This window comes from Levilactobacillus zymae, from assembly GCF_032190635.1.
In the GTDB taxonomy this organism is placed as follows: domain Bacteria; phylum Bacillota; class Bacilli; order Lactobacillales; family Lactobacillaceae; genus Levilactobacillus; species Levilactobacillus zymae_A.
The window spans coordinates 1-10,493 of the sequence record NZ_JAVLAS010000008.1; the positions used below are offsets into that span (position 1 = coordinate 1).

General features: G+C 39.0%; 10 protein-coding genes and 3 pseudogenes. 8 read left to right on the forward strand and 5 right to left on the reverse strand.

Annotated elements, in window-relative coordinates; translation table 11 throughout:
* The 3 genes from RI501_RS13705 (at window position 1) to RI501_RS13795 (ending at window position 1,726) form a co-directional block, all read left to right on the forward strand.
* Entirely contained in the window at window positions 1-936 is a 936-nt protein-coding gene (locus RI501_RS13705; RefSeq protein ID WP_003690715.1) for a replication initiation protein, read from the forward strand.
* Window positions 929-1,474: a DUF536 domain-containing protein gene (locus RI501_RS13710; RefSeq protein ID WP_010625627.1), complete on the forward strand. Its 546-nt coding sequence runs from the start codon at window positions 929-931 to the stop codon at window positions 1,472-1,474. The genes RI501_RS13705 and RI501_RS13710 overlap by 8 nt, the downstream gene beginning before the upstream one ends.
* A 102-nt stretch (window positions 1,475-1,576) precedes the next feature.
* A complete protein-coding gene (locus tag RI501_RS13795; RefSeq protein ID WP_396442541.1) occupies window positions 1,577-1,726 on the forward strand; it encodes a hypothetical protein in 150 nt (49 codons plus the stop codon).
* 9 nt (window positions 1,727-1,735) lie between these two features.
* Here the strand turns inward: RI501_RS13795 and RI501_RS13720 are convergent, their stop codons facing one another.
* Entirely contained in the window at window positions 1,736-2,665 is a 930-nt protein-coding gene (locus RI501_RS13720; protein WP_313823654.1) for an IS30-like element ISLpl1 family transposase, read from the reverse strand.
* A gap of 458 nt (window positions 2,666-3,123) precedes the next feature.
* On the opposite strand from RI501_RS13720, the gene RI501_RS13725 reads away from it, so the two are divergent.
* Window positions 3,124-3,885: a helix-turn-helix transcriptional regulator gene (locus RI501_RS13725; protein ID WP_060416931.1), complete on the forward strand. Its 762-nt coding sequence runs from the start codon at window positions 3,124-3,126 to the stop codon at window positions 3,883-3,885.
* Window positions 3,886-4,034: 149 nt separating this feature from the next.
* On the opposite strand, the gene RI501_RS13730 is transcribed toward RI501_RS13725, so the two are convergent.
* Entirely contained in the window at window positions 4,035-4,379 is a 345-nt protein-coding gene (locus RI501_RS13730) for a type II toxin-antitoxin system PemK/MazF family toxin (RefSeq protein WP_001748110.1), read from the reverse strand.
* Window positions 4,373-4,636 carry an AbrB/MazE/SpoVT family DNA-binding domain-containing protein gene (locus tag RI501_RS13735; RefSeq protein WP_003643337.1) on the reverse strand — a complete coding sequence of 88 codons (264 nt, stop codon included), beginning with the start codon at window positions 4,634-4,636 and terminating at the stop codon, window positions 4,373-4,375. The genes RI501_RS13730 and RI501_RS13735 overlap by 7 nt, the downstream gene beginning before the upstream one ends.
* A gap of 85 nt (window positions 4,637-4,721) precedes the next feature.
* On the opposite strand from RI501_RS13735, the gene RI501_RS13740 reads away from it, so the two are divergent.
* Both RI501_RS13740 and RI501_RS13745 read left to right on the forward strand, forming a co-directional pair.
* On the forward strand, window positions 4,722-5,309 hold the full coding sequence (locus tag RI501_RS13740; RefSeq protein ID WP_313823660.1) for a site-specific integrase: 588 nt from the start codon (window positions 4,722-4,724) through the stop codon (window positions 5,307-5,309).
* A 354-nt stretch (window positions 5,310-5,663) separates the two neighbouring features.
* Window positions 5,664-5,822 carry a hypothetical protein gene (locus RI501_RS13745; RefSeq protein ID WP_313823662.1) on the forward strand — a complete coding sequence of 53 codons (159 nt, stop codon included), beginning with the start codon at window positions 5,664-5,666 and terminating at the stop codon, window positions 5,820-5,822.
* Between the two features lie 138 nt (window positions 5,823-5,960).
* Here the strand turns inward: RI501_RS13745 and RI501_RS13750 are convergent.
* Window positions 5,961-6,223: pseudogene (locus RI501_RS13750) on the reverse strand (transposase); the annotation flags it as partial.
* A 262-nt stretch (window positions 6,224-6,485) separates the two neighbouring features.
* On the opposite strand from RI501_RS13750, the pseudogene RI501_RS13755 reads away from it, so the two are divergent.
* A pseudogene (locus RI501_RS13755) lies at window positions 6,486-6,935 on the forward strand (CopY/TcrY family copper transport repressor).
* A 250-nt stretch (window positions 6,936-7,185) separates the two neighbouring features.
* Window positions 7,186-9,411 (forward strand): heavy metal translocating P-type ATPase, encoded by a 2,226-nt coding sequence (locus RI501_RS13760; RefSeq protein WP_313823664.1) that lies wholly within the window; start codon window positions 7,186-7,188, stop codon window positions 9,409-9,411.
* A gap of 74 nt (window positions 9,412-9,485) precedes the next feature.
* Here the strand turns inward: RI501_RS13760 and RI501_RS13765 are convergent.
* Window positions 9,486-9,767, reverse strand: a pseudogene (locus RI501_RS13765) (MFS transporter); the annotation flags it as partial.
* Window positions 9,768-10,493: the final 726 nt, after the last annotated feature.

Sequence of the window (10,493 nt, forward strand, 5' to 3'; positions counted from 1 at the left end):
ATGAGCAATGAATTAGTCAAATATGACCCTGAATTAAATACAATCCCCTTGCGAAGGTTTACTCCTGTAGAAATGAACTTGTTCTTTTCTGTAGTTTCTAGAATGCGTGATAAAGGTGATGATACTGTTAGATTTACCTTTGATCAGTTAAAAGAGTTAAGTGCCTATAAGCCAACCGCAAATAATCGGTTTATTGATGACATACAAAGTACATATCAAAAAATACTAGGTCTTAGATTTGGCTCTCGAAGTAAAGATGGTCTTGATAGAGAGATGTTTGTCATGTTCACTCGATTTGAAATTAAGGGATCTGCAGACGTTCCTTATGTTGATATTCAAATTTATCCCAAAGCGTTGAAACTTCTAAATAATCTCGAAAGTTGGGTTCGTTATGCTTTGACAGAGTTCCGAGATTTAAAGAGTAGTTACGCAAAAACAACTTTTCGTATTCTTAAACAATTCCGAACCACTGGTTATGCTTATTTTTCTAAAAATGATTTCTTTGAACTACTAGATATTCCACAAAGCTATTGGAGTAAGCCTGCGAACGTTGAATCTAGGGTTATTCGCCCAATTAAGGAAGAACTAACCCCTTTGTTTAGAGGCCTAACTATACGAAAAAAATATGGTAAAGGTCGTGGGAAACCAGTGATTGGTTATACTTTTACTTGGAAGCCTGAAAGAAAAGACGCAAACGACTTTTCTCAAGGTAAGTTCCAAGATGAGCGTCAAAAACTTTTTAATATCCAGAATAATGGTGAATTAACAGAACAAGAAAAATGGCGTGCTACCGATAAAGTTAAAGGCCTACCACTAGGCTCAACTGAAAAACAGATTTTAGCCGAACGACAGATTGAGCATGATAAAACAATAAGAGATCAGACAAGACAAGAAATGCTTGCTGAACTCCGAAAGGGGTTTGGAAAACATGCCTAAAACTATTAGAGAACTTGCTGATCAATTGAATGTCTCCAAACAGACTATTCAATATCATTACCAAAGACTACCAGCAAAGAATCGGCAAAAAGATAGTCAGGGTACAAACATGATTAGCCCTAAAGCTGAAAGGATTATCAGAGACAAAGTAGCAAAGCCTTTGTTAGCAAACAACCAACAAATAGATAGCAAAGAAACGACAAAGACTAACAAAGACAATAATGAGCTGGTTGCAACTCTGATAAAAGAAGTAGAGGACCTAAAGTCTCAACGAGACAAACAGCTTGCTACCAAAGACCGCCAAATAGACAGTTTAACAAAGTTGATAGATCAGCAACAAAAATTACAGTTATCAACTGTAACAGAAAACCGACAATTAAAAGAACACGTGCGAAAATTGAGTTATTTGGTTGAATCTCCTAATTCAACTAAAAAGCAACAAGCAAACGACCAACAAACAAAATGTAGGGTGGGTGAAACTGATAATAAAGAAAGAATCATACCTAAAAGTTGGTGGCGTTTTTGGAAAACAAAGTGATTTGGTAGATTGTAAAATTAATCCGAACGCTGTTCGGACAAAAAAGATCAGTTTCCTTTAAAATGGTGTTTACCACAAACCCATCTTTTAGGAGCTGATCTTTTGTCTAGTATAACCTATTCCGAACGAATTAAAATCGAAACCTTTTGTGAACTAGGGCTGTCCAATATCCAAATGGGCGTTCGGATTAATTTTACAATCTACCAATTAAATAAATCTACAATTGAATTTTATTTACCTTATGAAGGGTAGATTGCAAATTTAATCCGAATTTTTGGACAAATTGGTCAGCATAACCTGATACGGTGTTTGCCAGTCGAGTATTTTAAGCGGTCGCTGGTTAATTTGGAGTAACGTCGTCGTTAAATCTTGAGCACTAATGTGCTCAAAACGAGTCCCCTTAGGATAAAAATAACGTAAATTCCGATTAAAGCGTTCATTACTACCACGTTCAGCTGGCGTATAAGCATGACAGTAATAGGTCTTAATACCATATTGTGATTCAAATGATACTAGCCCACTAAACTCAGTACCACGGTCCACAGTAAAACTGTGCACCGGTCCATTAAAAGTTGTTAGGAACTTAGTCAGTGCTTCATTAACACTCGCTGTCGTTCGATCTTTTAACCGGTATGCCCAAAGGAACCGTGATTTTCGATCGATTAAAGTTAATAAAACTGCCTTACTATGCCCACGAGGACCAACGACTGTATCTAGTTCAAAATCGCCGATGCGATTACGTTGATTAATCATCATGGGACGCTGTTCAATTGATCGCCCCAAAGATTGATTATATTTGGATCGTTGGTCAACGTTACGCCGTTGGCGTACGCCATGTTCAGGTAGATCATTCAAGGAGAAATCAATTCTCCCCTGATTTAGCCAATTATAAATAGATTTAGTAGCTAGTTTAAATTCGTGAGCAATCATTCTTGGTGACCAGCTTAGACGTAAATGGTTGAGAATTTTTTGCTTTAACTCATCGCTCAGCTTAGTTTTCCGACCACATCGTGATCGCTTGTATTCGGCATCTGTTTGTGCTAATTCAGCCTGATAAGGTTGACATCGAGATAATTCATAAGAAATTGTTGACGGTGATCGGTTCAGCCGAACGCCCATTTGGATATTGGACAGCCCTAGTTCACAAAAGGTTTCGATTTTAATTCGTTCGGAATAGGTTATACTAGACAAAAGATCAGCTCCTAAAAGATGGGTTTGTGGTAAACACCATTTTAAAGGAAGCTGATCTTTTTTGTCCGAACAGCGTTCGGATTAATTTTACAATCTACCGAAGATGTTCAAAACGCGTTAAAGGAAAGTGCGCAAACCCCCTTTATACGTACAAAGGATGAATGGACAATCATTTCAATTTAGAAAATATTTCCAGTTCCATCAAAACGGAGCTAAACAAGATAGTGCATGACATCGATGACTAATACTTTAACACCAAACAGAAAGGGGCTATGAATATATAGGGTCTATAACTAACAAATAGGCCTTTGATCATTTCTAAAGCCATTCTTCAGAACGTTATTACGATCTGAAGAATGGCTTTATTGGCTTGTGCAAGTAACATTTGCGTGACTAATGCTAGTAATTCTTGCTAGGATTGCCTTAGATCCTTGATTATGATTTAGGAGGAGTGAGATTTGAGCTTTAAAGACGATATCAAGACCTTGCGCAGGCAATCTAACTTAACCCAAGAAGCATTAGCTCAAAAATTACATGTGACCCGTCAAACGGTCTCAACTTGGGAAACTGGCAAGAATATGCCAAGTTTAGAGACCCTGCATGCTTTGAGTCAATTGTTTAACATCTCACTCGAAAAACTTCTATTTAACGAGGAGATTGCAATGAAAAAAGATAAAGAACCCTCTTTGGCTACCCAGATAGATCATGATGTTAAGCTTAAAAGTCGTTATCGTCGTTGGACTTTTGGTTTAGGTGGCTTGATCGTACTAGCACTGGTTAGTATTGGTATTTTATGTTTGGGATATTATAAAGGTATTGGGACGATTGATCGCTTTGATCCGTTTTTATCCTATAAAGTCGGGTACAGTAAATTACCTAGTGAAAAGGAAATTTCTCCTAACAATAAGGCGACCAATGGTTACTGGACCGCTTGGTTCACCGATAATACGATGGGTAATGAATGGACCAAATTAACCTTAACGACGGGGCTTAATCCTGGGGTCAAAGATCCTTATGTGATGGCTTATCATAAGGGCAGCTATGTTAAAGTTGCACGTATTGTGCCTCGCACCTACATTAATCAGACTTATGTTAGCAACTTAGCAGCATTAGACGCCTTGTTAAACCATAAGGGAAATACAGCAACTAATAATCATGACCTCAAAAAATTTAAGACACAGATCCATGTATCTGACACGGTCCAGCAGTTAGGTGACTGAATAGAGAACCACCAAGTTACAATCCTGCAAGTAGTTTCAGGGTCTATAACCTTCAAATAACCCCTCGAAAACATTGAAAGAATAACCCCTAATATCTACATTATAGATATTAGGGGTTATTTGTTTTAATATTAAAGAAATGACTTCTTCTATTTGTCATCAATACTAAACAATAATTTGTACAAAGTGATTATTTCTTCTAGTTCTTCACGCGATACATGATCGACAATAGTTTCATCAGTGACATGTCTTGCCCGTAAATCTAAGGCTATGGTTTGATCTAATAATACTTTTCCATATACTGTTTGACTACTAGTTAGTCGATGATACATTGGAAAATTACGCTTGGTACTGCTAATTGGAGCCACAATCGTCATGTTACTTGTCTGACAGACTAGATCATTGCTTAGAGCAATGGCTGGTCGCTTATTCATCTGTTCATGACCACGGCTTGGATTAAAGTTAACATAAAATATATCACCTTGGCTTACCATTGAAGTTCATTGCCTTCTGACTTTCCCCAATCAAGCTCGTGATCCCTTTTCCCGTCATCTTTCCAATCCTTAAATAGTTCGTGAATATTGGTTGGGTTCTTTTTTATTGGTGTTAAAACAATTGATCCATTTTCAATGGTTATTGTCATATCTTGGTTATCATCTAATTTCAGTTGTTTAATAATTTGGCTAGGAATTCTAGCAGCTTTCGAGTTTCCCCACTTTGCTAAGCGTGTTTGTTCTTTAATAAGTTCCATATTTTCCCCTCCTAAATTATTATTACAAGTCAAGTATATCCCGTGTAGATACACAATGCAAATATTCTTACTGGAGGTCATTTACATGCAACAAGTTGTCTTACCCATAAAAGATTCAAACGTTCTTAAAGAGGTTCAAGATACGTTACTCAATAACTTTAAAGCTGGCCGACGTAACTATACGATTTTTCAAGTTGGTAAAGCTACGCTACTGCGAGTGAGTGACGTTATGGGTTTAAAACAGACCGATATTTTTAATCTGGACGGTTCTATTAAACAAAATGCGTTCATTCATGATCGAAAAAATGGTAAGCCTAATACCTTGTACCTTAAACCAGTTCAAACAGAACTCTTATTGTATCGTCAATGGCTGCTTGATCATAAACTAGCATCTGAATGGATCTTTCCTTCCATTCAACACCCAGATCGCCATATCACTGAAAAACAGTTCTACAAAATTATGAGTAGGGTTGGCGATCTGTTAGGAATTAATTATCTAGGTACTCATACGATGCGCAAAACTGGGGCTTATCGTGTTTACACGCAATCAAATTACAATATTGGCCTAGTAATGCACTTACTAAATCACTCAAGTGAATCAATGACTTTAGCTTATTTGGGCTTGGATCAAGCAAGTACAGAAAACATGTTGAACCAAATTGATTTTGGGTAAATTGGTTTGATTTTGTTGTCGCCAACGGCGACTTCTAATACAGGTTTTTGGGGGGTTATCACAACATAGAATTTATTCTATGTGTAAGTGCGCATTGACCTCGTTTTACTCGTCCTGCTGATAACCATAGAGTCGATTTTTTCCGTTGTTGAATTGACTGTATTTTTAATTCAATTTATGTTTGCACCTAACTAGGATTGTTATGTTTTAAATATTTAAAAAGTGTTGCAGATTACGCTGTTTTAAGCCAAAATTTTTTAGTCGCTTTGTGCAGATAATCTTTATAAGCTTGGTAACAAATTTTGAATAACGGTGCTGTAAGATCTGTGAATTTAAACTGAAAGCATTATTTTGATGTTAGGAGTCATTAAGATTGACGAAAAGAAAGTATTAAAACCAATTGATGAAATGCTTGCCGATCCTTGGCAAGTTGATATTCAAGAATTGTTTGAAGCTTTTGTCAATGAACCTAACGAGATTAAAAAGAACTTGTATGATTCCTTATACACTTAAATTTTGCAAAAAAGACAAGAAAATATTATTAATCGTCCTAGCTTCGTTATTTAGCCCTTTAAAAGCCTGCTGAGGGCTTTTAATTTTTGCTTTGGTATAAATGTATATGAATGGTCTTAAAATCGCTAGAAACGAATTTTTTAAAAGCCTTTCTAATAGCGAATCAGCTGTCGGGTCTGGTTTATCTCGCCACACATCGTAATAGCGGTAGACAGTGTGCCATTCCGGGAAATCGTGCGGTAATTCACGCCATTGACACCCTGTAGTAAGCGAGTAAAGGATGGCATTGAATACGTCATAAAGATCATAACACGCGGTCTTGTATGCTTGCGGAAGTTTTCTAAATCAGGTTGTATTAACGCAAATTGCGCTCGAGAAATATTGCTTGGATAATCTGGCATGACAAACTCCTCAGTCGGTTTTCCACAATTCTACCAGATTCAGCAGATACTAGACAGGTTCTAAGAGGCATTTCACCATACTAACAAGAAAACCAAAAATTCCCAGATCATTAATTTAACATATCGTATCAAACCACGCCTGGAATATTATCTAGGCGTTTTTTTAATGTCATGGTATTTTCTGGCAGAAAGGTTGCATCATTGTGACTACAGTTGTAAACTAACAAGTGTTAAGAGGCTACAAACGTAAACTTAGAATTCAATTAATGGAGGAAGCCAATTCAAGGATGCAAAGAATGTAACCATCACCGATTCTGAATGGATGGTTATGAGAGCAATTTGGACAATGGGACATGCGACTAGTCGTGAACTAATCGATGCTATGAACGAATTAGAAGGCTGGTCAGCTGCAACAACCAAAACGCTACTTCACAGGTTGATTCAAAAACAGGCGGTTGCGCAGCATGGCGGCAGTCGACCATTCACGTATAAGCCGGTTGTTGGCGAGAAGTAATCAATGGCGGCAGCGGCAGATGATTTGTTTGACCATATGTGTGCGATGCGGGCTGGTTCAACAATTGCCGGCGTTATTCAGTCAAGGGAACTCTCACGGGCGGATATTGCGAACTTACAGGCGATTCTAGCTGAAAAGGCCAAAACAGCGCCCGAGGAAGTTCAGTGTAACTGCTTGCCAGGTGATCAAACGTGTTAAGACTGTGGTGTTCTGTTTACTTTTAGGATTGCTGCACAAAAATCCAGAATCTGGGATTTCTGATGGCGGAAACTTATGAATTTTTGTCGTAATTCTCATTCATATAGTGGCATGGTGCTCCGCAAAGCAGAAGCCTAAATATAAGAACCTGGTGGAAAAATCCCGAGCCCGGGGATTTCCACACAAGGAACTTATATTCCGGCTTCTAACCGCTTTGCTACGCACACTTATTTTTAGGGAGTCGATAATCATGGCAAATAAAGAGGACCATATGAACATGAAAAACATGAGTGCTAAGAATATGGAAAATAATGAATCAAATATGAGTCATATGGATCATGATGACATGAAAATGGATCACGATATGACCGAAATGGATCATGGTCAAATGAACATGGATCACAGCCAAATGAACATGAATCACGAAACTATGAATATGAGTGGGATGAATCACGGTGATATGGATATGGCTGGGACCGACATGATGATGCACGGTGGCTCAATGATGCATATGGGGAATTTGAAAGTTAAATTTTGGGTCTCCGTTGTCTTAGCGATTCCAGTTTTACTGTTAGCACCAATCATGGGTTTAAACGTTTCCATCCTTAGTTTCAGTTCACCGCTAATTGTTGGCATTATCATCGTTTTGTTTGATACAGCACTTTACTTTTATGGCGGAATGCCATTTTTAAAGGGGGCTAAAGCGGAAATTCAGGATAAATCTCCTGAAATGATGACGCTAGTAACCCTTGGAATTTCCGTTTCGTATTTCTACAGTTTGTACGCATTTATTGCCAACAACTTCTTGAACCCGGCAAATCATGTAATGGATTTTTCGTTCGAACTTGCAACCCTGATTTTAATTATGCTTCTAGGACACTGGATTGAAATGAATGCATTGATGGGGGCTGGGGATGCCTTACAAAAGATGGCGGCCCTGTTGCCTAAGACGGCCCATCTAGTTACAGATAATGGTGAAACAAAAGAAGTGCCAGTATCTGATTTAAAAGTTGGTCAAGCTTTCCAAGTGCGTTCAGGTGAGAGTATTCCAGCCGATGGTGTTATTACGGCTGGGGAGTCGACCGTGAATGAAGCACTGGTAACCGGTGAATCTGCTGCCGTTACCAAGAACGTTGGCGATAAGGTCATTGGTGGTGCAACCAACAATAACGGGACGCTAACGGTTAAAATTAGTGGTACTGGTGACTCCGGCTATCTTTCTCAAGTAATGAAAATGGTTCAAAATGCCCAGCAAGCTAAATCTAAAGCAGAAGATAAAGCTGATTTAGTTGCCAAGTATCTATTTTACGCGGCATTTGGTGTTGGGATTATTGCTTTCTTTGCCTGGTTACCCCAGGGATTGGCGACTGCAATGACGATCATGGTGACCGTCTTCGTGATTGCTTGCCCGCATGCATTAGGATTAGCGATTCCATTAGTGGTTTCTCGTTCTACTACGATTGGCGCTCAAAATGGGCTATTAGTTCGAAATCGCCAAGCCATTGAAGCAAGTCAACATGTTAGCCACGTTCTCTTGGATAAAACTGGCACGTTAACAGAAGGTAAATTTACGGTGAATGCATTGATTCCAAATGATGGGATTGACGAAACAACGTTATTAAGCCGACTGGCCGCCCTTGAAAATAATTCGACTCATCCGCTGGCCCAAGCAATCATTACTGAAGCCCAAGCGAAGGACATTGAAGTCGTTGCGGCTGAAAAGTCTCAAAATATTCCGGGCGTTGGTATTTCCGGTAATGTTGATGGCACTGACTATACGATTGTTAATGGTAACTATTTAACGAAGCAAGGGATCAGGTTTGACGAGGCCGCTGCTGATAAATGGGCTGCTAAGGGTAATTCCGTCAGCTTCCTATTGCAGGGCACCCAAATTCAAGGAATGGTTGCTGAAGGCGACACCATCAAAGCGGGTGCTAAGGAATTAATTAGTGGTCTTCAGAGGCGAGGAATTACCCCCGTACTGCTCACTGGCGATAATCCAAAAGCCGCGGAACACGTTGCTAACTTACTAGGATTGACTGAATTCCATGCAGGCCTATTACCAGATGATAAGCAAAAGATTATTGCTGATTATCAAGCAAAGGGCAATCACGTCATCATGGTTGGTGACGGCGTAAATGACGCACCAAGTCTTGCCGCGGCCGATATTGGAATTGCAATTGGCGCCGGAACCGATGTTGCCATTGATTCCGCTGATGTTGTGTTGGTTAAATCAGAACCCAGCGATATTTTACATTTTCTTGATTTGGCTAAAATCACAAATCGGAAAATGGTTCAAAATCTCTGGTGGGGAGCAGGCTACAATATTGTCGCAATTCCACTCGCTGCCGGTGTGTTGTCATTTATTGGAATCATTCTAGACCCAGCCGTTGGTGCTGTGGTCATGGCGATGTCGACAATTATCGTGGCAATTAATGCGATGGGATTGACTGGTGAAAAGATTAAAAACGTGTAATTAAGTGATGACAAAAAGAGGAGAAGGATCAGCTGGTAGTCTGGTCTTTCTCCTCTTTTTGATCATCATGTTAATTACTTATCTGGTTGCTCAGTTAATTTCGCCAATTTTTGATGCAGCCTAATGTCATATTGCCTGGTAATTGGCATTAACACCGCGACCACCCCGCAAATGGCAGCACCGATTCCTGCAATCACAAATAGGCGTTCAATGCCAATCACATCAGCTAGGGGACCGGCAAAAATTAAGCCAATTGGTCCAGCTAGATTCAACAAAGAATTCAAAACGCCTAGAATCTGCCCTAACTCTTCTGCTGGATAACTTTGTTGAATCATTGCCATTAAAAGCGTTGTAAAAAGACGAGATTAAAAAGAATTTGTATGATTCCTTATACACTTATATTTTGCAAAAAAGACAAGAAGATATTATTAATCGTCCTGGCTTCGTTATTTAGCCCTCTAAGAGCCTGTTGAGGGCTTTTTGTTTTTGCTTTGGTATAAATATATATAAACAGTCTCAAAACCGCTAAAAACGAAAAATAAGGCCCTTAAAAACGAACATAGCCGCTAAATTCTTGTTGAGATTCAAAAAACTAAATGTTTGCTGTCAATGGTAGCGGACGAGCAAAGCGTGGGAGCATAAGGAATTGACAGCTCTAAACCAGTCTTAACACTGAATTGGCGAAAGTCAAAGTTTCTATAAAACTTTGCTTTCCTGCCTAACGGCGAGTGAAAAAGCGGTTAAGCTGGCTCAGCTTGGACGGGGTTCGGGGCGTTAGCGCCCGATTAAATGTGGCTTGTCACTCCTTTGTATTTTTGTTTTAGATTTTGATCTTGTACAGTGGTGCCTCTTTTAAACCTCTTTTATAAACCTCTTTTAAACCTCTTTTAGGCCCCTATTGCGCCTTACTCCCCCAAGGCGTACAGAAGTTTATCGACTACATTTTGTCTGTTTATCGACTACATTTTGTCTGTTTATCGACTACATTTTGTCTGTTTATCGACTACATTTTGTCTGTTTATCGACTACATTTATTTACTCCTGTATTCAAATAAGGTAGTATTATTCAAGGAGGTTATTTT

Bases quoted from the DNA above. Each gene is read 5' to 3' on its own strand.
- RI501_RS13705 (WP_003690715.1), top strand. From the start codon at position 1: ATGAGCAATGAATTAGTCAAATATGACCCTGAATTAAATACAATCCCC.
- RI501_RS13710 (WP_010625627.1), top strand. From the start codon at position 929: ATGCCTAAAACTATTAGAGAACTTGCTGATCAATTGAATGTCTCCAAA.
- RI501_RS13730 (WP_001748110.1), bottom strand. From the start codon at position 4,379: ATGGTAAGCCAAGGTGATATATTTTATGTTAACTTTAATCCAAGCCGT.
- RI501_RS13735 (WP_003643337.1), bottom strand. From the start codon at position 4,636: ATGGAACTTATTAAAGAACAAACACGCTTAGCAAAGTGGGGAAACTCG.
- RI501_RS13740 (WP_313823660.1), top strand. From the start codon at position 4,722: ATGCAACAAGTTGTCTTACCCATAAAAGATTCAAACGTTCTTAAAGAG.
- RI501_RS13745 (WP_313823662.1), top strand. From the start codon at position 5,664: ATGTTAGGAGTCATTAAGATTGACGAAAAGAAAGTATTAAAACCAATT.
- RI501_RS13760 (WP_313823664.1), top strand. From the start codon at position 7,186: ATGGCAAATAAAGAGGACCATATGAACATGAAAAACATGAGTGCTAAG.